A 26,229-nucleotide genomic window follows, 5' to 3' on the forward strand; every position below is an offset into this window, starting at 1 on the left:
CCACCCGCGAGGTAGCGCTCCACCCGCGAGGTAGCGCTGCGCGCGACGAGGTAGCGCGGCCTCGCGCGTGTCGGACCCTGCTCCTAGCGTGGACCGTGGTCGCCGACGACGGCAGCCGCGGACCCGTCAGGAGGCATGCGATGGCCAGGCTCAACCCCTATCTCAGCTTCAGGACCGAGGCGCGCGACGCGCTCGAGTACTACCGGTCGGCCCTCGGCGGCGAGGTGCAGATCGACACCTACGGCAGCATCCCCGGCATGGTCGACGACCCGGAGGAGCAGCACCTCGTGATGCACGGCCAGCTCGAGACGCCGCACGGGCTGTGCCTCATGGCCGCCGACACGCCGTCGGTCATGGAGTACGTCGCACCCAATCGGGGCGTGACGGTCGCGCTCACCGGCGGCGCCGAGGACCACGAGTACGTCGCCACCGCGTACGAGCGGCTGGCCTCCGACGCCACGGTGAGCGTGCCGTTCGAGAAGGCGCCGTGGGGCGACTACTTCGGGCAGCTCACGGACAAGTACGGCGTGAGCTGGATGTTCGACGTCGGCGACCCGGGCGCGGAGTGACGCTGCCGTCGATCAGCCCAGCAGCACGCGCTGCCGGCGGGCGGCATCGACCCGGTCGCGCGCGTCGGCGATCCGGCTGCGCACCGACAGATCCGTGAAGACGTTGTCGAACCAGACGTCGAGCGTCCGGGTCAGACCGTCGATGCCCACCCCTGCGACTCCTCGCTCACCGAGGTCCCCGAGCTCGACCCCCAGGTGGGTCAGCGCGGCGTCGGCGTGCCGGAGCCGGTCGGCGGCGCGGTCGAGCCGGTCGTGCTTGGCCATGCTGGCGATCATCCCTCCGTCGAAGAACGTGTCGTAGGTCGACCAGCCGTTGGTGACCCGCAGCTCCTCGGCGGCGGCGTCGAGCGCCTCGAGCGCCTGCGCGGCCGCCTGGCGAGCCTCGGCGATCTCGGCCCGTTCCGCACGCAGCTCGCCGGTCAGGCGCGCCACGTCCACGAGCTCGACGACCGCTGCCCCACGACCCGAGCGCAGCAGCCACGCCTCCTTCGCCTCGAGCGCGGCGTCGACGGCGGCCGCCTCCCGCTCGGCCGCCGCGAGCCGGGCCTCCTCGGACGCCACCGCGTACTCGGCCGCGTCCTGCTCGGCGCGCTCCCGGCCGAGTCGCTCGTCGCGCGAGCCGACGAGGCTCGCCCACACGCGGGTGAGGCTGAGGGACTCGAGGCGCGCGACGTCGGAAGTCTCGTCGGCGAGGCGCCGCCGCGCCCGGGCGACCTGCTCACGAGCCGTCGCGACGGCGGCCGCCGCGTTGGCGCGGCGCGCCACCTGGCGTCGGTGCTCGCCGGCGGCGGCGTGCGCGGCAGCCAGCTCCTCCTCGATCGCGGCGGGGTCGGACGGGAGGGCCGGCGTCGTCGACATGGGCCACAACCTAGCGCTACCTCGCCGAGCGGAGCGCTACCTCGCGGCGTGCAGCGCTACCTCGCGGCGTGCAGCGCTACCTCGCGGCGTGCAGCGCTACCTCGGCGCTAGGTTGGGGCCATGCTCGCCGCCAGCGTCGTCCGCTTCAGCCCTGACTCCCCGCTCGACGGCCTCGAGGTCGGCGAGCGGCCCGAACCCGAGGTCCGGGAGCACTGGACCACCGTCGAGGTGCGGGCCGCCGCGCTCAACCAGCACGACCTGTGGTCGCTGCGCGGCGTCGGCCTGCGCGAGGACCAGCTGCCGATGATCCTCGGGACCGACGCCGCGGGCGTGACGCCCGACGGCGAGGAGGTCGTGGTGCACGCCGTGATCGGGGCGGACGGGCACGGCGTCGGCCCGCGCGAGCCGCGGTCGCTGCTCTCCGAGCGGTATCCGGGCACGCTCGCCGAGCGGGTCGCGGTACCCACCGCCAACCTCCTGCCCAAGCCGCCCGAGCTGTCCTTCGCCGAGGCCGCGTGCCTCCCGACGGCGTGGCTCACGGCCTACCGGATGCTGTTCGTCGCCGCGGGGCTGCGTCCCGGCGACCGCGTGCTCGTGCAGGGCGCGGGCGGCGGCGTCGCGACCGCCGCGATCGTGCTCGGCGCCGCGGCGGGGCTCGAGGTCACGGCGACGTCGCGCAGCGGCGCCAAGCGGGAGCGGGCGCTCGCGCTGGGCGCGGCGCACGCCGTCGAGCCGGGGGCGCGCGTGCCGGCCCGGGTCGACGCGGTGGTCGAGTCGGTCGGCGAGGCGACGTGGCGGCACTCGGTCCGGTCGGTGCGCCCGGGCGGCATGATCGTCGTGTGCGGGGCGACGAGCGGCGACGCCCCGCCCGCCGAGCTCAGGCGCGTCTTCTTTCAGGAGATCCGCGTCCAGGGCGTGACGATGGGCACGCGCGAGGACCTGGCGGCGCTCCTGCGGTTCTGCGCGCGCACGGGCGTACGGCCGGTCGTCGACAGGCGCGTGCGGCTCGCGGACGTCGACCAGGGCATCGCCCGGATGGCCGCGGGCGAGCACACGGGAAAGATCGTCGTCCTGCCCTGACCTCGGCAGGGCGACGTCAGGCGAAGTGCTGGCGGTACGCCTCGAGCAACGTCGGGCCCGCGGCCCCGAGGCGCCACACGCCCCAGCCGTCGGAGGTCGGCGTGCCCGCGGCCGCGCTCGCCGCGGCGTCGGGGTTGCGGTAGCGGCGCCCGTCTGCGAGCTCGATCGTCCCGTCCGGGTGCAGCGTGCCCTCGAAGTGCTGGCGACGGCGCGGCCTCGACCACACGAGCGCGGTCGGCCGTCCCAGCCGCCCCGCGAGGGCGACGAGGTCCTCGTCCTCCTCGTCGTCGGTGGGCACGTGCGGGTACGTCGGGTAGCCGGTGTCGTACGACCCGTACGACCCGTACGACCCGTACGACCCCGAGGTGTCGTACGACGGCGCGGGCTCGGCGGGCCGGTCGTAGGCCAGCGGGTCGTGGGAGAGCGCGTCGTACGCGGGGCGCTCGTCCGGCGGCGGCGTGTACGTGGGCGCCTCGAGCGGCGGCACGCGCAGGGGCGTGTCGGCGGAGGGCTCGTCCCACGACGTCGACTTCCAGCGCGACCCCGTGCCGGTGTCCCAGTCCGAGCGCTCCCAGCTCGAGCCCTCCCAGCGCGACTCCTGCGGCTCGGCCGGCCCCCAGGGCGCCGGCGCGGGCGGGGGCGGAGGCGGAGCGTCGAACGCGGGCGCGGTCACGCTCGCGAACACCTCGCCGAGGCGAGGTCCGTCGTCGGCGGGCTCGGGCGTCACGGGCCGGGCGAACCGGTCGGTGCGCGAGCGCCGCAGCACCGCCGGCGGGCGCGACGGAGCGTCGTCGGCGGACGGCGGGGCGGGGGGCGCGACGGGCGTCGCCGCGGACTCGTCGGGGACGTCCGCAGGGACGCCGGGCAGCGGCAGGCCGGTCCCGGCGGCACGCCGCTCGGCGCGGGTCGCGCGCGTGCGGGGCGCCGTCGTCGGGCGCCGGCCACCGGACGTCTCGGTGTCGCCGGTCGCGTCCTTGGGCGGCTGGGCGACGACCGGCATCTTGCCCGTCAGCGCGAGACCCACGGCGACCTTCTCGGCGAACTCCTCCGGCTCCACGTCGGCCGGACGCGGTACCGCGCGACGGAACCGCTGGGCGATCGGGACCTCCCCGTTCGCGTCGGCGGGACGCCCGGGCTCGACCGGTCGCGCGAGACCCGGGGACGACAGGCGCGGTGCGCCCGGGTCGGACGCCGGGTGGATCACGAGGGGCGACACGTCGACGAAGCGCCGGCCGTCGGACGAGTGCACGACGCCGAGCTTGAGCACCTCGACCGGCATGGACGGCTGGCGCAGGAAGTCGACCGCGTTGAGGATCTCCTCGCTCGCCTCCTGGCAGATGATGATGAGCCGGGCCCCGCTGCGGCCGGGCTGGGACCGCGTCACGGGCACGCTGTCGTAGAAGGCGGCGACGTCGCGCTGGAACGCGGTCGGCCCGCCGTGGTAGCGCGCGGCGAGCTCGCCCCGCGTGAGCCGGCCGGCGGCGCCGGCGTGGTCGAGCGCACGGGTCAGGGCCGCACGGTCGAGGTCCCCCACGAGCTCGACGACCACGGGCGAGCCGGTCGCGTCGAGCGCGAGCAGGTGCGGCTCGTCGGGCCCGGACCCCGGCGACACGGGGAAGATCTGCTCCCCGAGCAGCCCGTCGATGTGCGAGTCGACCACCTGGTGAGCGGTGGTCCCGACCCCCGGGACGGCCGCCGGCCGCCCCGACTGGACGAGGAGGGGCCGGTTGGCGTCGACCTCGAACAGTGGCATGCGCAGACAACTCCCCGCTTCGGCCCGCGGCCCCTGCGGCCGCGACCCGGCATAGCCTACGGCCCGGTCCTGGGAGCGGGCGAAAAGCCTGGAGGCCGACGCGCGCCCGCTTGCCGGCCCCGTCGGAACGTCCCGAAAAGTCCTCTTCCTGTGTGGCCCCGCGGTGCGACGATGCAGGCATGACCGCCGCGCTCCTCGCCGGCGTCCTCGTCGGGCTCGCCGCACGGCACCCGTGGCGCGTGGGCGCCGCCGGGGCGCTCGGCGTCGCGTCCGTCGACGGCGTGTACGCCCTGCTGGCCGCGCCGGGCGGCGCCGCCGTGGCCGCCGTCGTCGCGCCGGTCGCGGGGGTGCTGCGCGCGGCCGCGGCCGCCGTGCTGCTCGGGATCGCCGCGGCGACGGCGTGGCGCGCATGGCGCACCTGGCGCGCGCACCTCGACGGGCGCCCGGCCCTCGACGCCGCCCGGCCCGCCTCCCCCGCGCGCACCTACGCCCAGCTCGTGGCGCTGACGGCCGTGAACCCGGCGACCGTGCTGTTCTTCGTCGTCGTGGTCGCGGGCGTCCGGCTGCCCGACGGCGGCACGGCGTTTCGCGTCGTCGTCGCGCTCGTGTTCGCGCTCGGCGCCTTCGCGGCGTCCGCGGCGTGGCAGCTCGTGCTGGCGAGCGCGGGCACGGCGCTCGGCCGCGTGCTCCGCGGGCCGCGCGGTCGGCTGGGCACGGCGCTGGTGTCGGCCGCGCTCATGACCGCGCTGGCGGTCGCGGCCGTCGTGCTGCCGGCCTAGCGGCTCAGGAGTGGCCGTTGTCGAGCTCGTCGGCGGCGAGCCGCTCCTCCACACGAGCGATCTTGGCGTCGAGCTGACCGGTGTAGCCGGGGCGGATGTCGGCCTTGAGCACGAGCGAGACGCGGTGCCCGCCCGCGGCCACGGCGTCGGTGGCGCGGCGGATCACGGGCATCACCTCGTCCCACTCCCCCTCGATCTCGGTGAACATCGCGGTGGTCCGGTTGGGCAGCCCGGACTCGCGCACGATGCGGACGGCCTCGGCCACGGAGTCCGCGACGGACTCCCCGGTGCCGAGCGGGGCGACGGAGAACGCGAAGACGGCCATGCGCCCATCATGGCCCGACATAGGCTCGTCGGGTGAGCACCAGCCAGATCTCTCCGCGCGTCACCCTCCTCGCCGGCGGCGTCGGCGGCGCCCGCCTCGCGCACGGCTTCGCGCGCGCCCTGCCCGACGGCGGAGGCCCGGTCGACGACGGCCCGCACGCGCTGACGGTCGTCGTCAACGTGGGCGACGACACCGAGCGGCACGGCCTGAGCGTCTCGCCCGACCTCGACACCGTGATGTACACGCTCGCGGAGGTCAACGACGAGGAGCGCGGCTGGGGCCTGCAGGACGAGTCGTACGCGACGCTCGAGCAGCTCGCGCGCCTCGGCGAGGACACGTGGTTCACGCTCGGCGACAAGGACCTCGCCACCCACGTGGTGCGGACCGCCCGGCTGCGCGAGGGCGTGCCGCTCAGCGCGGTGACCGAGCAGCTCGCCGCCGCGCTCGGCGTGCGCGCCCGCCTCGTGCCCGTGACGGACTACCGGGTCCGCACGCTCGTCGACACCCCGTCCGGGCGGGTCGCGTTCCAGGAGTACTTCGTGCGGCGCCACCACGCGGACGCGGTGCTGGGGCTGCACTTCGACGGCGTCGAGGAGGCACGGCCGGCGCCCGGGGTGCTCGACGCGGTGACGGACGCGGACCTGCTCGTCGTGGCGCCGTCGAACCCGTTCCTGTCCGTGGAGCCGGTGCTGGCCGTGCCCGGCGTGCGCGAGGCGGTGCGTGCGTCGGGTGCGCGGAGGGTCGCGGTGAGCCCGATCGTCGGCGGCCAGGCGATCAAGGGTCCCGCCGCGCAGATCCTCGAGACGCTCGGGCACGAGGTGTCCGCGCTCGGGGTGGCCCGCCTGTACGCGGGGCTGGTCGACGTCATGTGCATCGACGAGCGCGACGACCACCTGGCGGGCCCGGTCCGCGACCTCGGGTTCGAGGTCCTGGTGACCGACACCGTCATGGGCGGCCCCGACGGCCGCGAGCGCCTCGCGCGCGAGCTGCTGACCGCCGTCGGGCAGCCCGGCGCGTGAGCGCGCGCGGCGGTGCGGTCGCGGTCGTGCCCCTGCGCGACGGCGTGTCGGGCAAGTCGCGGCTCGCGGGCGAGCTCGACCCTCCTGCCCGACGGCGGCTCGTCGCCGCGCTCGCGCGGCACGTCGTCGAGGTGCTCGCCGCGATGCCCGCGGTCGAGCGGATCGTCGTCGTCACGGCCGACCTCGGCTTCGTGCACGAGACGCTCGCGGGCCTGCTCGGACCAGCCGGGCGGGTGACCGTCGTCGAGCAGCCGGCGCAGCGGCCGGGCCTGAACGCGGCGGTCGCCGTGGGGCGCGAGCACGCGTCCGGCCTCGGCGCGGAGCGGCTGCTCGTGGTGCACGCGGACCTGCCCGCGCTCGCGCCGGACGACGTCGAGGCCGTGCTGCGCGCCGACGCGGACGTCGTGGTCGCGACCGACCGGCACGCGTCGGGCACGAACCTGTTGCTCGTCCCCCTGCACCCTCCGGGGTCGAGCTTCACGTTCCGGTTCGGCCCGGACTCGCGCGCGGCGCACGTGGCCGAGGCCGGACGCCTCGGCCTGCGTGCCGTCGTCGTGCACCGGCCCGGCACCGCTGCCGACCTCGACACGATCGACGACTGGACCGAGCTCCCGCCGGCCGTGCGCGCCCGCGTGCGCACCGCCGTCGGGCACCGGCTGCCCTGACCGATCAGAACCTGGCACGCGGCCGGTTCACCGGACATGGCCATCCAGGTGATCCAGCAGTCCGACCTGCCGGGCAACGGCCTCGAGGGGCGCCCGTACGGCTCCGGCGTGTCCGTCATCTTCTCGCGCACCGGCCGCGACGGCGCGGGCCCGCGCCTGCACCAGCACCCGTACCCGGAGATGCCCGACCTGCGGCACGCGCCGCGCGACGCGTGGCTGCGCGCGGCGCGGGAGGCGCTCGCCGTCGCACGCAACGACGACCTCGGGTCGGTTCCCGACGCCGGTCACCCGCTCGCGCGTGCGGCCGTCGCCGCGCACCTGCGCCGCTCGCGGGCCGTGGACGCGGCCGACGAGGCGGTCGTCGTGACGCGCGGCGCGACCGACGGCATGGCCCGGGTGGCCACGGCGCTCGCGGCGGCGGGCCACCGACGGCTGCTCGTCGAGGACCCGTCGTGGCCGGTGCTGCGCGGCGTGGCCACGGCCTGCGGGCTCGAGGTGGTCCCGGACCCCGTGGACGACGGCGGTGCGGACGTGCGTGCACTCGTGGTGGCGACACGGCGCACCGGCGCCCGCGCGGTGCTGCTCACGCCCGCGCACCAGTTCCCGACCGGCGTGGCGTTCGCCGCCGAGCGCCGGGTGGCGGTGCTCTCGTGGGCGCGGGACGTGGACGGGCTGGTGGTACAACCTTGCCGACGCGCGACTGGCCGACGCCGTCTCGCGGCTCGCCGACGCGGTGCACGCCGCGGCGAGGTGACCCCTCACCAGGTGCCGCGGTGGACCACCTCGTCCAGCGGCCGCCGACGGCGGCGGGCGGGTGAGCCCTTCGCTCCTCCGTCGGCGGCGTGCCCGACGGCGATCACCCCGGTGTGCGTCCACTCGTCCGGCACGGTGAACTCGGCCCGGAACGCGGGCACCTCGTCGGCCCCGATCCCGAAGAAGCACGCGCCGAGCCCTTCGTCGACTGCGGTCTGGAGGACGAGCAGCGACGCCATGCCCGCGTCGACGTGCCAGTACGGCACGGGCCAGTGCGCCTCGTCGCGGACCTTCCAGGGCTTGTCCGGCTCCGCGTACCGGTCGAGGTAGGCCTGCTTCGAGCACAGCACCACGATCAGCACCGGCGCCGTGCGCATGCCGGCGAGCCACGTCGACATGGTGCGCTGCGGACCGGCAGGGGTCGTGGCGGCCCAGAAGCGCTCGCGGTCCTCCGGCTCCGTGAGGACGAGGAACGACCAGCCCTGCGTGAAGCCTGCGCTCGGGGCACGGACCGCGTTGCGCAGGAGTCGGTCGATCGCCTCCTCCGGGACCGGCTCCTCCGTGAAGCGGCGGACCATGCGGCGGTGGCGGACGACGTCCTGGAACTCCATGCCGTGCATCCTCCCAGTGACGCCGCCGAAGTAGCGCAGAATCCGCCGAAGTAGCGCAGGATCCGGCGAGGTAGCGCGCGATCGGGCGAGGTAGCGCGGGAATCCCGCGAAGTAGCGCCGCACGCGGCGAGGTAGCGCACGAGGACGAGTACCGCCGTCGGGCACCCGCGACGATTGCGCTACCTCGCGCAAGAATGCGCTACCTCGGCGAGAAACGCGCTACTTCGGCACGCGCAGTGCTACCTCGGCGAAACGAGCGCTACCTCGGCGGAGCCAGCGCTACTTCGCGGTGGGGAGGCGTTCGGCCAGGATCTCGACGAGCGCCTTGCCCTCCACACCCTCGAGCTGCAGGGCCTGGGTCCGGCACGAGAACCCGTCCGCCACGAACGCCTCGCCGTCGCCCCGCGACCGCAGCGCCGGCAGCAGCGCGTTCTCGGCCACGGCGACCGACACGTCGTAGTGCCCGCGCTGCATCCCGAAGTTCCCCGCGAGCCCGCAGCACCCGGCGAGCACGCGGATGGTCGCGCCCGCCGACCGCAGGAGCGCCTCGTCGGCGGCGAAGCCCATGACCGAGTGCTGGTGGCAGTGCGGCTGGACGACGGCGGTGAGGTCGGACAGGTCCGGCATCGACCAGCCGCTGTCGGCCGACGGCGCGGTGTCCGGCGAGGTGAGCAGCTCGGCGAGCGTCCGGGTGGCCCCGGCGACGGCGTGCGCACGCGGGTCGTCGGGGAACAGGTCGAGCAGGTCGGAGCGCAGCACGGCGGTGCACGACGGCTCGAGCCCCAGGATCGGGATGCCGTTGACCGCGTACGGGCCGAGCACCGACAGCAGCGACGACAGCCGCTTGCGCGCGCCGTCGAGCTGCCCGGTCGAGATCCACGTGAGGCCGCAGCAAGCCTGCTTGTCCGGCACGACGACGTCGTACCCGGCAGCGGTGAGCACGCGCACGGCCGCCTGGGGCACCGACGGGGAGAGGGTGTCGCTGAACGAGTCGGTCCACAGCACCACGCGCGGCCGCCCGCCGGGCGAGACCGGGCGGCCGGGCTCCTGGCCGAGCGCCAGGCCGGGCACGCCGTGCGTGGCCGCCCCGCGCCGCCACCACGTCCGGAACGGCACCTCGGCGAACTCGGGCACCTGGCGGCGCGTGTCCATGCCACCGGCCCAGAGCACCGCCTTGGCGATGGGCCGCACGCGCAGCACGCGGTTGAGGAACCGCGGCATGGTGCCCGCGAGCCGCGCCCACCGCGGCAGCCAGCCGAGCGCGTAGTGGTCGACCGGCCGCAGCTTCCCCTTGTACGTGCGGTAGAGGACCTCGGACTTGTACTGGGCCATGTCGACGCCGGCCGGGCAGTCGGACGAGCACGCCTTGCAGCTCAGGCACAGGTCGAGCGACTCGTGCACCTCGGGCGCGGTGAGCCCGCCCACGAGCGTGCCGTTGACCGCCTCCTGCAGCACGCGCGCCCGTCCGCGCGTCACGTCCTTCTCGTCCTTCGTGGCGCGGTAGCTCGGGCACATGAACCCGCCTGACCCCGACGTGTCCGCGCGGCACTTGCCGACGCCGACGCACCGGTGCACCGCCGTGGTCATGTCGTGGTGGTCGTGCGCGAAGCTGAACCCCGCGTAGCCGGCCTTCTTCGCGATGCCGCGCAGCGGCGTCGGGCCGGCCAGGCCGCGAGCGCCGACGCCCGACCGCGACGGCACCGCCTGCGCCGCGGGCCGCCGCAGGTCGTCGTCGACGCCGCGCGGCCGCACGACGACGCCGGGGTTGAGGACGTCCTCGGGGTCGAACAGCGCCTTGAACTTCTCCATGAGCGCGATCGCCTCGGGCGAGTACATGAGCGGCAGGAGCTCCGACCGCGCCCGGCCGTCCCCGTGCTCGCCCGACAGCGACCCGCCGTACTTCGCGACGAGCTCGGCCGCCTCGAGCATGAATGTGCGCAGCACCGAGCCGGATGTCTCCAGCGGCAGGTCGATGCGCAGGTGCACGCACCCGTCGCCGAAGTGCCCGTAGGGCAGGCCGTCGACGCCGTAGCGCCCCATGAGCGCCTCGAGGTCGCGCAGGTAGTCGCCCAGCCGCTCGGGCGGGACGGCGGAGTCCTCCCAACCGGGCCACGCCTGCTCCCCGGCGGGCGTGCGGCCGGCGAGGCCCGCGCCGTCGGCCCGGATCTGCCACATCGCCGTCGCCGCCGGGCCGGCGGGCAGGATCTCCGACGAGATCGCCGACGACATCTCGACGATGAGCTCGGCGCGCTCGAGCGCCTGCTCCTGCGTGGCGCCGCCGACCTCGATCATGAGCCAGCCCGCGCCGTAAGGCAGCGGCGGCACCGACGCGTCGCCGTTGGCGCGGCGCACGACGTCGACCAGGCGCGCGTCGAGCCCCTCGATCGCGAGCGGGTCGTGCGAGAGGAGCGCGGGCACGTCGTCGGCGGCCGCCGGCATGTCCGGGTAGCCGAGCACGACGAGCGTGGGCGCGCTCGGCGTCGGCACGAGCCGCAGCGTCGCGCCGAGGACCGTCACGAGCGTGCCCTCGGTGCCCACGAGCGCCTTGGCGAGGTCCGAGCCGTTCTCGGGCAGCAGGTGCTCGAGCGAGTACCCCGAGACCTGCCGGCCGAACCGGCCGAACTCGGTGCGGATGAGCGCCAGGTTCTCGCGGACCAGCTCGGCCAGGCCCGGGACCGCCGCGAACGTCGGGTCCCCCGCGCCGGCCGTGAACCGGCGACCCCGCCCGTCGACGACGTCGAGCTCGACGACGTTGTCCGCCGTCCGGCCGTAGGCCACGGCGTGCGGGCCGCACGCGTTGTTGCCGATCATCCCGCCGAGCGTCGCGCGGTTCTGCGTCGACGGGTCCGGGCCGAAGCGCAGCCCGTGCGGGGCCGCGGCCTTCTGCAGCGTCGACATGATCGTGCCGGGCTCGACGACGGCGGTGCCGGCGTCGGGGTCGACCTCGAGGACCGCGCCGAGGTGCTTCGAGAAGTCGAGCACGACGCCGGTGCCCACCGAGTTGCCCGCGACCGACGTCCCGGCGCCGCGCGCGGTCACCGGGACCTTGAGCTCCCGGAGGACGTCGAGCGCACGGACGACCTCGTCGGTGCTGCGCGGGAAGACGACGACGTCGGGCACGACCCGGTAGTTCGACGCGTCGGTCGAGTACTCGGCCCGACGGCGCGTGCTCGTGTCGACGTCGCCCGTCACCACCGTGCGCAGCGCGGTCGCGACCGCCTCGCGCGCCTCGGCCGCCGCCCGTTCGGCCTCGCGACGGGCCGCGGCGAGCTCCGCGTCGGTCCGGTCCGGCGTCTGGGTCGTCGTGGTGGGGGCAGGCACGGCCCCGATTCTTGCACCCGTCGCGACGCGGTGCCGGGACGTCCCACCGCCCGCACCGCCGCGCGAGGTCGCCCGTCGGCGAATACCGTCGGTGACGTGCGCGTCGTCGTCATCGGAGCAAGCGGCAACATCGGGACCGCCGTGCTGCGCGCGCTGGCGCGCGAGCCCGTCGTCACGTCGCGCGTGGGCGTGGCCCGCCGCGTGCCGCGCGCGGACGGCTCGAGCACGGTCGAGTTCCCCCACGACGAGACCGAGTGGGTGCGCGTCGACCTCACCGACACCGTCGACGCCGTGACGGCCGGCCTCGACGAGGCGTTGCGCGGGGCCGACGTGGTCGTCCACCTCGCCTGGGCCATCCAGCCGAGCCGCGACCGCTCGCGGCTGCGCCGGGTCAACGTCGACGGGACGCGGCGGGTGGTCGAGGCCGTCGTGCGCAACCACGTGCCGCACCTCGTGGTGGCGTCGTCGGTCGGCGCGTACTCGCGCGGGCCGGCCGACGGGCACCCCGTCGACGAGGCCTGGCCGACGCGCGGGATCGCGTCCGAGCCGTACTCGGTCGACAAGGTCGCGGTCGAGCGCATGCTCGACGACCTCGAGGCCGCGCGCCGCCGCCCGGTCGTGACGCGGATGCGGCCGGCGCTGGTGTTCCAGCGTGATGCCGCGACGGGGATCGTGCGGAACTTCCTCGGCGGTCCCGCGGCCCTCGGGCTGCGCGCCGCGGCCGGGACGCCGGGCGACGTGCTGGGCGGGCTCCTGCGCGGCTGGCGCTCGGACGACGACGTCACCGCGCCCGACGACGGCGCGCGGCTCCCGCTGCTGCCCTTCCCGGCCGGCATGCGGCTGCAGGCCGTGCACGCCGACGACGTGGCCGAGGCGTTCCGCGCCGCGATCGTCGGGCGTCACCCCGGCGCGTTCAACCTCGCCGCCGACGGCGTGCTCACGGGCCAGGTGCTCGCCGACACGCTCGCCGGCGGGCGCCTGGTCGAGGTCACGCCGGGGTTCGCGCGCGGCGTCGTCGGCGCCGCGTGGCGGGCGCGGCTCTCCGCCATCGGCGCCGGCTGGTTCGACATGGGGATGCACGGGCCGGTGCTCGACTCGACGCGGGCCCGCACCGTGCTGCGCTGGGCGCCGACCCGCACCGGGCCCGAGGCCGTGCGCGAGGCCGTCGACGCGATCGTCGAGAAGGTCGACTTCCCGACCCCGCCCCTGGCGAGGTAGCGCGTTTCGTCGCGAGGTAGCGCGTTTCGTCGCGAGGTAGCGCGTTTCTCCCGCGAGGTAGCGCTCGGCGCGGCGAAGTAGCGCGACCTCCGTCCCTGCACGTCACCTTCCGGCGACCGATCGGCGACGAACAGAGACGCACGTGCCCGACGCCGGTACCGACGTCGGGCACGTGCGCTACCTCGGCGCGAAACGCGCTACCTCGGCGTACGGAGCGCTACCTCGGCGAGCGGAGCGCTACCTCGTCAGCCCTCGTAGGTGACGTCGAGCGTGATCTCGGGGACGGAGGCGAGCGCCTGCGACACCGGGCACCCGGTCTTCGCGGCCTCGGCGGCGGAGCGGAACGCCGCCTCGTCGACGCCGGACGCGTACCCGCGGACGGCGAGCGCGATCTTGGTGATGCCCTGGCCCGGGACGAACGTGACGTCCGCGGTGACCTCGACCTGCTCGGCCGTGCCACCGACCTTGCCGAGCTCGCCCGAGAACGCCATCGAGAAGCACGACGAGTGTGCCGCGGCGATGAGCTCCTCGGGGCTCGTGACGCCCTGCGCCTCGTCGCCGGCGCGGCGCGGCCACGAGACGTCGAACGTCCCGGTGCCCGAGCTGGTCAGCTCGACCTGGCCCGAGCCCTCCTCGAGCGTTCCGTTCCAGGCGGTGCGTGCGGTGCGGACGGCCATGGGATGACTCCTTCGTGACGTCAGGGACGGGTCAGGTCGACCGTAGCGGCCCGACGCGTCAGAAGCAGGGTGGGACGGAGCCCACCCTGCTTCTGACACGGATCAGCGGCTGGGTGCGGTGAAGTCCATGGCGTCCTCGGCCACGGCGATCACGGACCACGCGTTGCCCTGCGCGTCGCTGAGCTCGTAGGTCGGCAGGACGAGCACCGAGCCGTCGCGCTGGTGGTGCTGCGCGAGCCCGAGCCGGGCCTGCGTGATCGTGACCTCCGAGACGGGCCAGGAGATCGACGAGCCGGGCGCCGGCGGTGCGGGCGGCGGCGTCGGCTGGTCCTGCCCCGGAGCCACCGGCTCCTCGAGCGCGGGGGTGCCCTGCTCGGCGAACGCGATGGGCCACGACGAGCCGGAGAACCGCGGGTCGCCGAGCCGCTCGACCGCCTCGGCGGCGCTGATCACCGGGTACTCCCCGATGCTCACCGGCTGCGCGAGCGCACCGTCGACCCATGCGACACCGGCGTCCCCGACGCTGGCGCTGACCTGGACGCCCGTGCGCTTGCCGTCGACCACCTGGTAGGCGATCGCCCAGCGGACCGGGTCCTGCCCCTGCGAGGGCTGGACCTCGATCTCGTAGCCGGCCGGGTCGAGCCCGATCCGGGTCATGACGTCGACGAGCGCCTGCCGCGCCTGGTCGTCCGAGAGCTGCGTCGCGGCCGGGGTCGGGCACGACTCGGCACCGTCGGCGGCGGTCTCGCACCGCCACGGGTCGACGCTCGGGTCGTTGAAGCTGAAGTAGGCGCTGCCGTCGGCCGACAGCCACACCGTGGGCGCCTGGCCGTCCTGCGACCCGACCATCCACGACCCGAACTCCCAGCGCGCCTCGCCCTCGACGCCGAGCGCGGCGGCGAGGCGCTGCGCCGACTCCTGCGTGACGACGGCGCGTGCGTCGAGCGCGTACGCCTCCGCGGTGCCGGCGTCGGTGCTGAGGCCCGACGCGCGGAAGATCGCGCGCCCCTCGAACCACGTCGGGTACGTCGAGTCCGCCATGCCGCCGCCTGCCGCGCGCGCAGCGGCGTCCTCGGAAGCCGCGGCGTCGCCGCCACCACCACCCGCCCCGCCGTGCGGCACGGCCGGCTCGGCCACACCCTGGTCCGCACCGCCCGACTCAGCGGTGGTGAGAGTCGTGGCGTCCGACCCGCCGCCCGCGCCGCCGGCCAGGAGGCCCGCGGTGCCGGCCGCGTAGCCGCCGCCACCCACGGCGAGCACACCGGCGACGGCCGCCGCGGCGAGCCACGGGCGCCGGCGCGCACGCCGGGTCGCGAGCTCGTCGACCGGCCCTGCGGCCGCCCCGGCGACGACCGGCGTCTCGCCCGTGCGGTCCTGCGGGCCCACCGCGCGCGCCTCGTCGACCTTGGCGCGTAGCACGCCCAGGCGCGGCTCGACGTCCGCGGCGGGGTCGGCGGCCACGAGCCGCTCGAACACCGGGTCGCGGTCGACCACGGCCACCGGGGTCTCGCGCGCGCCGGCACCGCCGTGCGCCTCGCCCGCGGCCTCGTCGGCCGCGTCGTCGCCCGCGTCGTCGGCCTCGCCGTCGGTGTCGCCCGCGTCCGCGTCCTCGGCTCGCGACTCCGGCGCGTCGACGGCGTCGGTCTCGTCCGCGGCGTCGGTCTCGTCCGCGACGTCCGTCCCGTCGACGACGTCCGCCTCGGCAGGCTCGGCGGTCTCCTCGGGCTCGACGGCGTCCTGAGGCTCCCGGGCCTCGTCCTTGTGGTTCATCTCGACCTCCTGGTGCGGGCCCCGCGGAGGCTGTCTCGCCTCCGCGGCCCGCACCCCATCTGTGTCGTCAGCGGGTCCGGGCTTGCGCGTCGCCGTCGTCCGACCGGACGGACGCACCGGCGGACGCGCCGGCCGACGCACGGTCCGTGCCGTCGGTCTCCTCGTCCCACGCGAGACGCAGGCGCGCCCGCGCGCGGGACAGCGCGGCGTCGGCACCGCCGCGCGAGACGCCGAGCACCTCGGCGAGCGCGGCGCCGTCGAGCCCGTCCCACGCGACGAGCAGGAGGATGCGGCGGTCACGCGGCGTGAGCCTCGCGAGGACGCGGCGCAGGCGGTCGTCGTCGAGGGTCATGCTCTCGGGGTCGACGTCGTCCGGCTCGTCGGGCACGGCCGCCACGGGCAGCGCGCGCGCCTTGCGCCGGTGGTTCGCCAGGACGAACCCGGCCGTGCGGTACAGCCAGGGCAGCTCGGCACCGGCGGGGACGTCGTCACGGCGTCGCCACGCCGTGGCGAGCACCTCGGCGGCCAGGTCCTCGGCCTCGTCGGCGCGGCCCCCGGCGGAGGCCGGCAGCCGACGGGCGAAGTACCGGTGGATCGCGGACGCGTGCTCCTGGAAGAGCGCGTCGAACCATGCGTCGTCGTGATCGGTCGTCTCACCCGGGGGCACGGGTTCCTCCTGCCGTCGTCGGCGCGTACGGCGCCGATCTCGGCACCATCTATCCAGACCTGTGTCGTGTCGCGCAGCATCCTTGCAGGAAGTCACCCCGACTTTCACCCTGCACCCGTACCCACCGGTCCCGGGGGGCCAGTAGCGTTGTTCGTGCAGGTCGCCGCGTCGGCGCACCTGCCGAGGCTGCAGCCGTCGCGGCCCACGTCCTCCAGCCGTGCGACCGCCCCGAAGCGCCGGGTTGGACGAGTGACGCGTCCCCCGACGACGCGCGGCCCCCGCCGAATCCATCGCCGGGGGCCGTCGCGCTCAGGGGGTCACGCCTCGACGATGAGCGTGATCGGCCCGTCGTTGACGAGCTCGACGGCCATGTCGGCGCCGAACCGGCCCGTCGCCACCTCGATCCCCCGCTCGCGGAGCGCCGCGACGACGCCGTCGACGAGCGGTTCCGCGACCGGCCCGGGTGCGGCCGCGGACCACGTGGGCCGGCGCCCCTTCCGCGCGTCGCCGTAGAGCGTGAACTGACTTACGACGAGGACGGGGGCACCCTCCTCGACGACGGAGCGCTCGTCGCGCAGGATGCGCAGCTCCGCGATCTTGCGCGCGACGGTCGCCACCTGGTCCGGTCCGTCGTCGTGCGTCACGCCGACGAGCGCGACGACTCCGGGTCGGTCGATCGCGCCGACGACCTCGCCGTCGACCGTGACGCTCGCGCGGGTCACGCGCTGGAGCACGGCCCTCATGCCGCACCTCCCGCGGGGAGCGCCTCGGCGAGCGGGGGCCCGACGACGGCACGCACCTCGCCCACCGGCCTGCCGCCGCCGAGCACGGGCGTGCTCCCGACCTCGGCGAGCGCCGCGGCGTCCGCACCCGGCACCTCCGCCGCGCCGGCCGCGAGCAGGGCGCCGGCGAGGATCGCGGGACGCGGGCGCGACGAGCCGTCGAGGATCTTGAACGCGACCGCGCCGCCGTCGGGCAGGCCGGCGGCGCAGACGCCCTCGGCGCCGATCTTCGCGACGAGGCCGGGCACCGCCTGCATCGCGAGCGTGTCCTCGCGCCCGACGCCGGCGACCATCTCCGGGTGCGCCGCCATCGCGCGGGCGACGCGCGCGACCGGGGTGCCGTCGTCGGGCACCCGCCCCGCGGCCGCCAGCCGGCCGAACGCGCGGGCGAGCCCGACGAGCGACGAGCTGAACAGCGGCGCGCCGCAGCCGTCGACGGTCACGCGCGTGCGGGCCGGGTCGTCGCCGGTGAGCTCGACGACGGCGGCACGCACCGCACGCTGCAGCGGGTGGTCGGGCTCGAGGTAGGTCTCGGTCGGCCAGCCGGCGGCGACGCACGTCGCGAGCATCGCGGCGTGCTTGCCCGAGCAGTTCTGCGTGATGCGCTCCGCGCCGTGCCCGGCCTGCTGCCACGCGAGGGCCGAGGGCGCGTGCAGCGGCAGGTCCGGGGTGTTGCGCAGCGCCTCGGGCCCCAGCCCGGCGCCGGCCAGGATCGCGCGCGCACCCTCCAGGTGCCGGGGCTCGCCGTTGTGGCTGGCCGCGGCGAGCGCGAGGAGCGGGTCCGGCAGCGTGAGGCCCGCGCGCAGCATCGCGACGGCCTGCAGCGGCTTGAGCGACGAGCGCGCCCAGATCTCCGCCGTCGGCTCCCCCACCGCCTGCACGACGTCGCCCGCGGGGTCCACGACCACGAGGTGGCCCAGGTGGACCGACTCGACGAGACCGCCGCGCACGACCTCGGCCAGCGGGGCCGCGCCGTCGGCGATCCTCGCCCTCACCGTCCCGGTCACCGGCCGATCACCAGCCGCCCGACGGGCCCTGCGGCCGGTTGCCCCCGCCCCCGTACGGGCGGATGCGCGGCCGCACGTCGACCCAGTAGATGATCGCCGGGGTCACCGCGATGATGTTGAGGAAGCCGAAGCCACCGCCGCGGCCGGTCGGGATGCCGAGAAGGCCGATCGCCGCGGCGATGCCCAGGATGAGCAGCCAGACGTTCTTGCTCAGCTTGCCCTCGGCGGTGAACGCGCGGGCGGGGCGGCGCAGCGCGTCGACGAACGCGACCACCTGGACCGCGAACACCGCCAGCGACAGCGCCATCATCACGAAGAACTGCACCTGGGAGAGCACGCCCCGAGCCTACGGGAGAACGCGCAGGTGCCGGGACCGTGCCGCCCCGGCGACGTGCTCGTCCCACGCGCCGACGACGGTGTCGGGGTGCGCGACGACGAGCGCGCTCGCCACGTGCACCGCGTCGCCCGCGCGCAACGGCACGCTGGAGGTTGCGAGCACCTCGGCCGCCCGGGCGCTCACCTCGGCCGTGAGCTCGACGACGTGCATCGTCGGCCACAGCCGCTCCCACGTCGCCAGGCCCCGCTCGCGCGTCGCGGCGTCGATGACGCCGGCCCGCTCACCGGCGGCGAGCACCGCCCGCACCTCGGCGTCCGCGAGGCGCGAGGTCACGACGACGTCGGCCCGGTTCCACAGGGCGCTCGCGAGCTCCGAGCCCGGCTCGGGGACGCACAGCTTCACGAGCGCGCTCGCGTCGAGGTAGACGAGTGCCATGGCGGTCGCGCCCGGTCAGCGCCGGATGCGGCGGACGAGGTCCGACATGCGCGACGCCGGCCGCGCGGCGGGCGCCGCCGCGGTGTGCACCGGCGCGGCGGGCACCGAGTGCACGGGCCGCTCGGCCTGCGCGGGTGTGAGGAGGCCGTCGCGCACCAGGCCCGTGACGAGGTCCGCCGTCGCGACGCCCGACAGCCGGGCGACCGGCACGCCGCGGTCCGTGATGACGACCTCCTCGCCGGCGCGGGCCTTCTCGATCCACGACTTCAGCTCGGCGCGCAGCGCGCTGACGGAGACCTCCATGAGCGACGACCGTACCGCCGATCGGCCCCGCCGACACTCCCGGCGCGTGCCGTCGCGCTCCCCCCGCCGAGGTAGCGCTCGGGTCGGCGAGGTAGCGCGTCATCCGCCGAGGTAGCGCTCCGGCCGCCGAGGTAGCGCGTCATCCGCCGAGGTAGCGCTCCGGCCGCCGAGGTAGCGCGTCATCCGCCGAGGTAGCGCTCCGGCCGCCGAGGTAGCGCGTCATCCGCCGAGGTAGCGCTCGGGTCGGCGAGGTACGCGGGCATCTCCGACGCGCGTACCGCCGTCGGGGACGACGACGGCGCTACCTCGCCGCGCAACGCGCTACCTCGCGGAAGAACGCGCTACGTCGCGGGTCAGATCTCGGGCAGGGCGTCGCGGGCCTGCGCCGCGGAGGCGCCGGCCGCCTCGAGCGTGTCGACGACCGGCGAGCGCAGCAGCAGCACGAGCGACTGCACCTGCCACTGCCCCTCGGCGACGGCGCGCGGGTCGGCGTCGGCGGCGACGGCCGCGAGCTCGGCGCGCGCGCCGTCGGTCCCGGTGCCGGTCGCGAGCGCCGCGGCCAGCGTCCGCACGCCGGACGCGTACCGGTCGAGGAGGTCGGCGAGCGCGTCGAGCTCGGCGGCACCCGTCCGCACGACGAGCGGCGCGCGGCGCGCGAGCACCCGCACGCTGCGCATCGCCCGGTCGACGAGCACCGCCTGGGCGGCCAGCCGCCGGATCTCGGTGCGGTGCACCCGGTTGACGCTCACGCGCGCGAGCTCGGCGGCGTGCCGGGCGGTGTCCTGCCAGTCGGCGAGCACCGGCTCGGAGGCGCGGCCGCGCACGAGCGCGGCGGCGAGCTCGTCGGCGTCGCGCTCGCGCACGCCGCGGGCGAGCGCCTCCAGCGTGTCGGCGAGCTCGCCGGTCGCCTCGCCGGCGAGCGCCCGGAGCCGACGGCGCGGGTCGCCCGGCGTGAGGAGCGCGACGGCGAGCGCGACACCGCCGCCCGCGAGCGCGTCGGTCCACCGGCCGAGCGCGCCGCCGGTCGCGACGCTCGCCGCCGGCAGCCCGACGACGACGATCGCCTGCACGCCGGCCTGCGTCGTCAGGAGCGCCCCGCGGTCGAGGAAGCGCGCCACGAGCGCGGAGACGAGGAGGACCAGGGTCAGCTGCCACCAGCCGGAGCCGATGAGGTGGACGACGAGGTCGCCCATCGCCACGCCGACGGCCACGCCCACGGCGACCTCGGCGACCCGGCGCAGCTCGCGGTCGAAGCTGAAGCCGAGGCAGACCCATGCGGCGACGGCCGCGAAGAACGGCTGGGCGTGCCCGAGCACGTGGTGCGCGAACCCGTAGGCCGCGCCGGCGGCGAGCGACGCCTGCACGACGGGCCAGAACCCGGTGCGCACCCGGGCCCAGCCCTGGCGCACGCGGATGCGGCGCCCCAGCGAGCGCAGCGCCGTGCGCGCCGCCTCGCCCGCCGGCCCGAGGGCCGGCCCGGCGGTCACAGCAGGCTCTGCGGGACGTCCCCGCCGCGCGGCGTCAGCCCGCGCATCACCTCGCGGCGCACCTCGGGGCGGTCGGCCGACACGCCGTCACCGGGCACCACGACCTCCTGGGCGGCGGCGACCGTGAGCGGCTGCGCGCCTTCGCCCGTGCCCACCGTGCCGGTCACGGTCAGCTCCGCGTCCTCGGGGACCGAGCGCTTGAGCACGGCGAGCGCGATCGGCCCGAGCTCGTGGTGCTGCGCGACCGACGTCATCGTCCCGACCACGCGCCCGTCCGGGCCGTCCGTGCGGACGTCCGCACCGGCGTCGGGAACGAGGTGCTGCGACCCGTCGAGGTGCAGCATGGCGAGCCGGCGCGGGGGCCGGCCGAGGTTGTGCACGCGCGCGACCGTCTCCTGGCCGCGGTAGCAGCCCTTGTGCAAGTGGACGGCGGTGCGCAGCCAGTCGAGCTCGTGCGGGATCGAGCGGTGGTCGACGTCGAGCGCGAGCCGGGGACGCCACGCCTCGACGCGCAGCGCCTCGGTCGCCCAGGTGCCGGCGAGCCGCCAGCCGGCGGCCTCCCGCTCCGCGACGGCCGCGGCGAGCGTCGCGCGCGGCACGAGCACGAGGCGCCAGGGCCGGTCGGCGCCGGGGTGCTCCTCGGGCGCGGGCCCGTACCGGGTGCCGCCCGGCGCGACGCGCGGCCAGCTGTCCCACCACGTCACGGGCTCGCCCTCGGCGCCCTCGGCCGCGACCGGCTCGCCGATCGCGGCGTAGTCGCCGGTCACGTCGGCGATCTCGACGCGCATCATGAACTTCATCCGCTCGAGCCAGGCGGCGAGCGGGGCGGCGTGGTCGCGCTCGGTGACGAGCCAGGTCGCCTCGCCGTCGTCGACGACGCCGGCGACGTGCTCGACGTGGCCCTGCGGCGAGAGCACGAGCAGCTCGGTCGACGTGCGCGGCGACAGCGCCTGCACGTCCTGGGAGGTGATCGAGTGGAGCCACGAGAGCCGGTCCGGGCCGGCGACCCGCACGATCCCGAGGTGCGACTGGTCGACGACGGCGCCGCCGCGCGCCAGGGCGCGCTGCTCGGCGACGGGGTCGCCGTAGTGCCAGGCGACGCCCGCGTCGGGACCCGAGGCGGCGACCGCCCCGTGCCGGGACAGCAGCGGGCTCGTGTACTCGCTCATCGGGCTCCTCTCAGAGGCGGTCGAGCTGCGCCGAGGCGTACGAGCCGAGCGGGTGGCCGAACGCGGCCAGCTCCTCGACCCACATGAGCCGGCCCTCGACCAGCCCGTAGAGACGCTTCGCCGCGGTGACCTCGGCCGCGGTGGCGGTGCGCGCGACGAAGTCCGTCGCGAGGTCGATGCGGCCCTTGCCGACGACGCCCAGGAAGAGCGACATCCGCCCGGATGCGTCGGTGAGCAGCACCTCGATCGCGTGCTGGTCGTCCGTCAGGCCGTCGGGCCGGTCGCTCGACATGCGCCAGTACCCGGTCTCGGTCGACCACACGGTGTCCGGCTCGTCGGACGCGTCGGCGTCGGCCTCGCCGTCGGCCGCCGCGGACGAGCGGACGCGCAGCGTCGACTCGAAGCGCAGGTAGGGACCGCCGTCGTGGTCGAAGACGACGTCCTGGACGAACGGCGTCGTGGTGATGCCGGGGTACTCGATCATGCCCTCGCCCCGCCAGCTGCCGACGAGCCAGGCGAGCGGGTACACCTCGGGCGCGAGGCCCTCGGGGAAGGCGAAGGGCATCAGCGCTGACCCTGGAAGAGCTTGTAGACGACGTAGCCGGCGAACCAGACGATCGTCACCGACGCGGCGACGAGCAGACCGATGAAGACGGCCTCGAGAGCGTGGTAGTCCATGGGCCGATCCTAGCCGCCGGGCCTGGCGTAGGGTCGCGCCATGACCGACGTCGTCCGCCCGCTCGTGATCAAGACCACGTCCGGCACCGACCGGCCCGAGGCCGCGAACCAGGCGCTCACCGTCGCGGCGGCCGCCGTCGCCGCGGGCGCCGAGGTGAGCCTGTGGCTCACGGGCGAGGCCGCCTGGTTCGCGCTCCCGGGCCGGGCCGACGAGCTGGCGCTCGAGCACGCGGCCCCCGCGTCCGAGCTGCTCGAGGCGGTCCTCGCCGCAGGGACCGTGACGCTGTGCACGCAGTGCGCCGCGCGGCGCGGGATCACGGCCGACGACGTGCTGCCGGGCGTGCGCATCGCCGGCGCCGCGCTGTTCGCCGAGGAGGTCCTGCGGCCCGGGGCCCAGGCGCTCGTCTACTGATCCCTCGGGTTCAGGCGGAGCGCGCCCGGCGCAGCAGCAGGTACATCTCGCAGCCGAGGCACAGCCCGAGCGTCGCGTTGAGCGCGGCCGCGACGAACGCGATCGCCGCCGCCCACGGCACCGCGGCCAGCACCCCGGCGAGCCCGAGGACGACGCCGACGCCGGTCACGACAAGACCCACGCCCTGCGCGAACCGCGGCGGTCGCGGGTCCTCGAGGTCGCGCGGCGGGCCGACCCGCGGCCGCACGAGCGTGCGGAAGATCCAGCCCTGCCAGGTGCGGTGGGCGCCGCCGACGGCGCCGACCAGGAAGCTCGCCGCGACGACCGCGAGCAGCACGAGCGCCGGGGTGCTCGCGCCGAGCAGCACGACGACCGCGAGGAGCACGGCGGTCACGCCCGCGGCGAAGCGCGGGCCGCGCGGGTCGATGCCGGCGGGTCCGGGGGTGGGCATGGTCGGGGTCATGCGGTCCTGCCTCGGTTCGGGCCGTCGGGATCGGTCAGCGCCGCGGCGAGCGCCGCGCGCGCCTGGGCGGGGGTCATGGCGCCGCTGCTGCGCGCCACCTCGGTGCCCGCGCCGTCGAGCACGACGACGGTCGGGGTGCGCAGCACGCGCGCCGCGCGCACCAGCTCGGGGTGCTGCTCGACGTCGAGCTCGGCGTGCACGACGCCGGGCTCGCCGTCCGCGAGGGACGACAGCACGCGGGCCGTCGCCCGGCAGGGGCTGCACACGGCGGCCGAGAGCTGCACGAACGTCGCGCGGCCGCCGGGCTCCAGGCCCGTGCGGCGGCACCATCCGAGCCAGTCGACGCCGTCGCGCGGGGCGCGGAGGGCGCCCTGGCGCGAGCGCCAGAGCAGACCGAGCACGACGGTCACGAGCACGAGTCCCGCTAGTGTGACGCTCTGCATCCCCATGTACACCCTCCCCTCGATGCTTTAATTTTGAAGTTGTCCCCGGGCGACATCTTCCCCCGTGGACGAGTCGGGCGCCCCCGATGACCGGATCCCGGGACTCGCAGCCCCTCCTGCGGACCCCCGCACGTCGGGCCACGTACGACGCCGCACACTGTGAGGACACGATGACCGACGCGCCGCCGCCCACGCGCACCTGGAACGACCTCGTCATCCCCGCCGCCGGGACCTACCAGCTCGACGAGGCGCACAAGCGGCTCGGCTTCCTCGCCATGCACATGATGGTGAGCCCGGTGCGCGGAGAGTTCGGCAGCGGGTCGGCCACGATCCACGTCGCCGAAGACCCGCTCGAGTCGTCGGTCACCGCGACGATCGACGCGGCGTCGATCAACACGCTCAACGAGGACCGCGACACGCACCTCAAGAGCCCCGACTTCCTGGACGTCGAGAACCACCCGACGCTCGAGTTCCGCAGCACGGGCATCGAGTGGCGCACCACGCCCGACCCGATCTTCAGCTGGGCCGCGCTCAAGGGCCGCACGCCGGGGCGCAGCACCACGCTCAAGCCGGCGGTCACGCGCACGAGCGCCAAGTTCGTGCTCCACGGCGAGCTGACGATCCGCGGCATCACCCACCCGATCGCGCTCGACGCCGAGTTCGGCGGCGCGGGCCGCGACCCGTACGGCCGCGACATCTTCGGCTTCAGCGCGACGGCCGACTTCGAGCGCGAGAAGTACGGGCTCGTGTGGAACGTCGCGCTCGAGGCCGGCGGCGTCCTCGTGGCCAAGACCGTGCGCATCGAGCTCGCGGGCGAGGCGATCCGCCAGGACTGAGCGCTCCGCCGCGCCGGCGGAACGGCGCGTGCTAGCCGACGACGACGCGGCCGACGGCGAAGATCAGCACGCCGCCGACGGCGACGGGCAGGGCGGCGGCCGACAGACCGGCACGGCGGCGCGCGAGCGCGGGCTGGCGCTCGAACAGCAGGCGCAGGGCGGCGACGACCAGGCCGCTGACGAGGCCGGCCAGCAGGCCGGTGAGCGGGTCGATCTCGGGCACGACGGCACCCGCGCCCGCACCCGCCGCACCCGCGAGCCCGACGCCGGCGAGCGACCCGAGCCACCCGCCCGCGAACCGCAGGGCCGACACGCCCGACGCGAGCGCGAGGCCGACGGCGCTCGTCACGACGAGCGCCTCGCCGGCCTCCGAGCGGCCTGCGGCGACCCAGCCCGCGCACGCCACGGCGGCGACGACGCCCGTGACGGTGCCGCTCACCGACTCGACGAGGCGCAGGCGCCCTCCCCCGCGCAGCATCTCGGCCACGAACGCGAGCACGAGGCCCATCGCGACGACGAGCGGCAGGTGGCGCAGCACCGGTTCGCCCTCGGTGGCCCACGCCACCCCGACGGCCCCGAGCCCGGTCAGCGCGAGGACGAGCGCCGGCCCCCCCTTGGAGGGCAGCCGCAGGAGGGGCGACCAGCCGACGGCGAGGAGCAGCACGAGCAGCGCGGACGCCGCGGCGAGCTCGAGGGTGCCCAGGATGGCCGTCACGGCGACGACGGCGGACAGGACGGCGGTCGTCACGGCGCGCGAGGTCAGGGTCACGACGACGAGTCTCCCAGACGGGTGCCGCGAGCCATGACCCGGCGGGGTCGTCCTCGTCACGCGAGCGTGACGAACCGGGCACCTCGCCGCCCCGCACGTGTCCAGGTAAAGAGCCGTTAACCTCCGCGCAACACGTGACAGGGCAGACTGCCCGCATTCACAGAGGCGTGTCGGGAGGTGTGAGCCGCGAGGCGGGCACGGTACCTTGGCGATCAGCGTCCGCGGACGGTGCGCTCCGGGGCCGGCCCCGGAGCGACCGCGCGGACCGGCGCGCCGGGAGGAGGTGCCAGTGGCAGAGCTGTTGATCCTCACGCCCGCCAGCGGCGGGTCCGTCGAGGTGCTGCCGGCCCTCGGGCTGCTCAACCACAAGGTCCGGGTGCTCCCGATGGAGCCGTCGGCGCTCGTCGACGCGCCCGACTCCGACGTCGTGCTGCTCGACGCGCGGCGCGACCTCGTCGCGGCGCGGACCACGTGCCGGCTGCTGCACGCGACGGGGCTGACGGTGCCCCTCGTGCTCATCCTCACCGAGGGCGGCCTGACCGTCGTGACGCACGAGTGGGGCGCCGACGACCTCCTGCTCGAGAACGCCTCCCCCGCCGAGGTCGAGGCGCGGCTGCGGCTCGTCGTCGAGCGCTCCGCGCGCGGCCCTGTGGAGGAGAGCCCGCAGGAGATCTCCGCGGGCGAGCTCGCGATCGACGCCGGCGGGTACACCGCCCGGCTGCGCGGAAGGCCCATCGACCTCACCTACAAGGAGTTCGAGCTCCTCAAGTACCTCGTGCAGCACCCGGGCCGCGTCTTCACGCGCGCCCAGCTGCTGCAGGAGGTGTGGGGCTACGACTACTACGGCGGCACGCGGACCGTCGACGTCCACGTCCGGCGGCTGCGCGCCAAGCTGGGGCCGGAGCACGAGCAGCTCATCGGCACCGTGCGCAACGTGGGGTACCGCTTCGACCCGCCGCGCGAGCCCCGCGTCGAGGCGGAGGAGACCGAGGGCGAGGGCGCAGGCGGCGCCGCGCGGTCGGTCAGGACGTCGCGCTGAGACG

The 26,229-nt window shown here is 76.0% G+C and carries 28 protein-coding genes and 1 pseudogene; 10 read left to right on the plus strand and 19 right to left on the minus strand.

Annotation, left to right across the window (positions count from 1 at the left end):
• Positions 1 to 140: 140 nt before the first annotated feature.
• The gene (locus ISOVA_RS13410; RefSeq protein WP_013839759.1) at positions 141 to 569 is read left to right on the plus strand and encodes a VOC family protein; all 429 of its coding nucleotides are present in this window, start codon (positions 141 to 143) and stop codon (positions 567 to 569) included.
• A 12-nt stretch (positions 570 to 581) separates the two neighbouring features.
• Here the strand turns inward: ISOVA_RS13410 and ISOVA_RS13415 are convergent, their stop codons facing one another.
• On the minus strand, positions 582 to 1,427 hold the full coding sequence (locus tag ISOVA_RS13415; protein WP_013839760.1) for a hypothetical protein: 846 nt from the start codon (positions 1,425 to 1,427) through the stop codon (positions 582 to 584).
• A 120-nt stretch (positions 1,428 to 1,547) separates the two neighbouring features.
• Here ISOVA_RS13415 and ISOVA_RS13420 point away from each other — a divergent pair, with 120 nt between their 5' ends.
• Entirely contained in the window at positions 1,548 to 2,507 is a 960-nt protein-coding gene (locus ISOVA_RS13420; protein ID WP_013839761.1) for a zinc-binding dehydrogenase, read from the plus strand.
• A 16-nt stretch (positions 2,508 to 2,523) separates the two neighbouring features.
• On the opposite strand, the gene ISOVA_RS15685 is transcribed toward ISOVA_RS13420, so the two are convergent.
• Complete coding sequence (locus ISOVA_RS15685) at positions 2,524 to 4,260, minus strand: restriction system modified-DNA reader domain-containing protein (protein ID WP_013839762.1); 1,737 nt, start codon at positions 4,258 to 4,260, stop codon at positions 2,524 to 2,526.
• Between the two features lie 179 nt (positions 4,261 to 4,439).
• Between ISOVA_RS15685 and ISOVA_RS13435 the strand changes: the two genes are divergently transcribed.
• Positions 4,440 to 5,039: a LysE family transporter gene (locus ISOVA_RS13435; RefSeq protein WP_013839763.1), complete on the plus strand. Its 600-nt coding sequence runs from the start codon at positions 4,440 to 4,442 to the stop codon at positions 5,037 to 5,039.
• Positions 5,040 to 5,043: 4 nt separating this feature from the next.
• On the opposite strand, the gene ISOVA_RS13440 is transcribed toward ISOVA_RS13435, so the two are convergent.
• The gene (locus ISOVA_RS13440) at positions 5,044 to 5,364 is read right to left on the minus strand and encodes an MTH1187 family thiamine-binding protein (protein WP_013839764.1); all 321 of its coding nucleotides are present in this window, start codon (positions 5,362 to 5,364) and stop codon (positions 5,044 to 5,046) included.
• A gap of 32 nt (positions 5,365 to 5,396) precedes the next feature.
• Between ISOVA_RS13440 and cofD the strand changes: the two genes are divergently transcribed.
• From cofD to ISOVA_RS17340, 3 genes and pseudogenes are all read left to right on the plus strand, one after another.
• Positions 5,397 to 6,383, plus strand: a complete 987-nt coding sequence (gene cofD, locus ISOVA_RS13445) for a 2-phospho-L-lactate transferase (RefSeq protein WP_013839765.1) — start codon at positions 5,397 to 5,399, stop codon at positions 6,381 to 6,383.
• Complete coding sequence (cofC, locus tag ISOVA_RS13450; protein ID WP_013839766.1) at positions 6,380 to 7,048, plus strand: 2-phospho-L-lactate guanylyltransferase; 669 nt, start codon at positions 6,380 to 6,382, stop codon at positions 7,046 to 7,048. Before cofD ends, cofC begins: the two co-directional genes overlap by 4 nt.
• A gap of 180 nt (positions 7,049 to 7,228) precedes the next feature.
• Positions 7,229 to 7,651, plus strand: a pseudogene (locus ISOVA_RS17340) (aminotransferase class I/II-fold pyridoxal phosphate-dependent enzyme); the annotation flags it as partial.
• 155 nt (positions 7,652 to 7,806) lie between these two features.
• Here the strand turns inward: ISOVA_RS17340 and ISOVA_RS13465 are convergent.
• The gene (locus ISOVA_RS13465; RefSeq protein ID WP_013839767.1) at positions 7,807 to 8,412 is read right to left on the minus strand and encodes a nitroreductase family protein; all 606 of its coding nucleotides are present in this window, start codon (positions 8,410 to 8,412) and stop codon (positions 7,807 to 7,809) included.
• Between the two features lie 279 nt (positions 8,413 to 8,691).
• Positions 8,692 to 11,733, minus strand: a complete 3,042-nt coding sequence (locus ISOVA_RS13470; protein ID WP_013839768.1) for an FAD-binding and (Fe-S)-binding domain-containing protein — start codon at positions 11,731 to 11,733, stop codon at positions 8,692 to 8,694.
• Positions 11,734 to 11,829: 96 nt separating this feature from the next.
• On the opposite strand from ISOVA_RS13470, the gene ISOVA_RS13475 reads away from it, so the two are divergent.
• Positions 11,830 to 12,951, plus strand: coding sequence for an NAD-dependent epimerase/dehydratase family protein (locus ISOVA_RS13475; RefSeq protein WP_013839769.1), 1,122 nt, complete (start codon positions 11,830 to 11,832; stop codon positions 12,949 to 12,951).
• Positions 12,952 to 13,196: 245 nt separating this feature from the next.
• Here ISOVA_RS13475 and ISOVA_RS13480 read toward each other — a convergent pair whose 3' ends face one another.
• The 11 genes from ISOVA_RS13480 to ISOVA_RS13530 form a co-directional block, all read right to left on the minus strand.
• Positions 13,197 to 13,628 carry an OsmC family peroxiredoxin gene (locus tag ISOVA_RS13480; RefSeq protein WP_013839770.1) on the minus strand — a complete coding sequence of 144 codons (432 nt, stop codon included), beginning with the start codon at positions 13,626 to 13,628 and terminating at the stop codon, positions 13,197 to 13,199.
• Positions 13,629 to 13,730: 102 nt separating this feature from the next.
• Entirely contained in the window at positions 13,731 to 15,398 is a 1,668-nt protein-coding gene (locus tag ISOVA_RS13485) for a hypothetical protein (RefSeq protein WP_013839771.1), read from the minus strand.
• Positions 15,399 to 15,465: 67 nt separating this feature from the next.
• The gene (locus ISOVA_RS13490; RefSeq protein ID WP_013839772.1) at positions 15,466 to 16,065 is read right to left on the minus strand and encodes an RNA polymerase sigma factor; all 600 of its coding nucleotides are present in this window, start codon (positions 16,063 to 16,065) and stop codon (positions 15,466 to 15,468) included.
• A gap of 317 nt (positions 16,066 to 16,382) precedes the next feature.
• Positions 16,383 to 16,808, minus strand: a complete 426-nt coding sequence (dtd, locus tag ISOVA_RS13495; protein ID WP_013839773.1) for a D-aminoacyl-tRNA deacylase — start codon at positions 16,806 to 16,808, stop codon at positions 16,383 to 16,385.
• Positions 16,805 to 17,842 carry an asparaginase gene (locus ISOVA_RS13500; RefSeq protein ID WP_233275906.1) on the minus strand — a complete coding sequence of 346 codons (1,038 nt, stop codon included), beginning with the start codon at positions 17,840 to 17,842 and terminating at the stop codon, positions 16,805 to 16,807. The genes dtd and ISOVA_RS13500 overlap by 4 nt, the downstream gene beginning before the upstream one ends.
• Before the next feature lie 19 nt (positions 17,843 to 17,861).
• A complete protein-coding gene (locus ISOVA_RS13505) occupies positions 17,862 to 18,191 on the minus strand; it encodes a DUF2516 family protein (protein ID WP_013839775.1) in 330 nt (109 codons plus the stop codon).
• Positions 18,192 to 18,200: 9 nt separating this feature from the next.
• Positions 18,201 to 18,626: a type II toxin-antitoxin system VapC family toxin gene (locus ISOVA_RS13510; RefSeq protein WP_013839776.1), complete on the minus strand. Its 426-nt coding sequence runs from the start codon at positions 18,624 to 18,626 to the stop codon at positions 18,201 to 18,203.
• Between the two features lie 15 nt (positions 18,627 to 18,641).
• Complete coding sequence (locus ISOVA_RS13515; protein ID WP_013839777.1) at positions 18,642 to 18,929, minus strand: type II toxin-antitoxin system Phd/YefM family antitoxin; 288 nt, start codon at positions 18,927 to 18,929, stop codon at positions 18,642 to 18,644.
• A gap of 353 nt (positions 18,930 to 19,282) precedes the next feature.
• Positions 19,283 to 20,416, minus strand: a complete 1,134-nt coding sequence (locus tag ISOVA_RS13520) for an FUSC family protein (protein WP_013839778.1) — start codon at positions 20,414 to 20,416, stop codon at positions 19,283 to 19,285.
• Positions 20,413 to 21,585: a CAF17-like 4Fe-4S cluster assembly/insertion protein YgfZ gene (ygfZ, locus tag ISOVA_RS13525; protein WP_013839779.1), complete on the minus strand. Its 1,173-nt coding sequence runs from the start codon at positions 21,583 to 21,585 to the stop codon at positions 20,413 to 20,415. Before ygfZ ends, ISOVA_RS13520 begins: the two co-directional genes overlap by 4 nt.
• Before the next feature lie 10 nt (positions 21,586 to 21,595).
• Positions 21,596 to 22,150: a heme-binding beta-barrel domain-containing protein gene (locus ISOVA_RS13530; RefSeq protein ID WP_013839780.1), complete on the minus strand. Its 555-nt coding sequence runs from the start codon at positions 22,148 to 22,150 to the stop codon at positions 21,596 to 21,598.
• Between the two features lie 153 nt (positions 22,151 to 22,303).
• On the opposite strand from ISOVA_RS13530, the gene ISOVA_RS13535 reads away from it, so the two are divergent.
• Positions 22,304 to 22,675 (plus strand): DsrE family protein, encoded by a 372-nt coding sequence (locus tag ISOVA_RS13535; protein ID WP_013839782.1) that lies wholly within the window; start codon positions 22,304 to 22,306, stop codon positions 22,673 to 22,675.
• Positions 22,676 to 22,685: 10 nt separating this feature from the next.
• On the opposite strand, the gene ISOVA_RS13540 is transcribed toward ISOVA_RS13535, so the two are convergent.
• Entirely contained in the window at positions 22,686 to 23,138 is a 453-nt protein-coding gene (locus tag ISOVA_RS13540) for a DUF4395 domain-containing protein (protein ID WP_013839783.1), read from the minus strand.
• Complete coding sequence (locus ISOVA_RS13545) at positions 23,135 to 23,587, minus strand: thioredoxin family protein (RefSeq protein ID WP_013839784.1); 453 nt, start codon at positions 23,585 to 23,587, stop codon at positions 23,135 to 23,137. Before ISOVA_RS13545 ends, ISOVA_RS13540 begins: the two co-directional genes overlap by 4 nt.
• Before the next feature lie 164 nt (positions 23,588 to 23,751).
• Here ISOVA_RS13545 and ISOVA_RS13550 point away from each other — a divergent pair, with 164 nt between their 5' ends.
• Complete coding sequence (locus ISOVA_RS13550; protein WP_013839785.1) at positions 23,752 to 24,417, plus strand: YceI family protein; 666 nt, start codon at positions 23,752 to 23,754, stop codon at positions 24,415 to 24,417.
• Between the two features lie 31 nt (positions 24,418 to 24,448).
• On the opposite strand, the gene ISOVA_RS13555 is transcribed toward ISOVA_RS13550, so the two are convergent.
• The gene (locus ISOVA_RS13555) at positions 24,449 to 25,186 is read right to left on the minus strand and encodes a hypothetical protein (protein WP_013839786.1); all 738 of its coding nucleotides are present in this window, start codon (positions 25,184 to 25,186) and stop codon (positions 24,449 to 24,451) included.
• A gap of 289 nt (positions 25,187 to 25,475) precedes the next feature.
• Between ISOVA_RS13555 and ISOVA_RS13560 the strand changes: the two genes are divergently transcribed.
• On the plus strand, positions 25,476 to 26,225 hold the full coding sequence (locus tag ISOVA_RS13560) for a winged helix-turn-helix transcriptional regulator (RefSeq protein WP_013839787.1): 750 nt from the start codon (positions 25,476 to 25,478) through the stop codon (positions 26,223 to 26,225).
• Positions 26,226 to 26,229 lie beyond the last annotated feature (4 nt).

Origin of the sequence: Isoptericola variabilis 225 (assembly GCF_000215105.1) — a bacterium.
GTDB lineage: Bacteria > Actinomycetota > Actinomycetes > Actinomycetales > Cellulomonadaceae > Isoptericola > Isoptericola variabilis_A.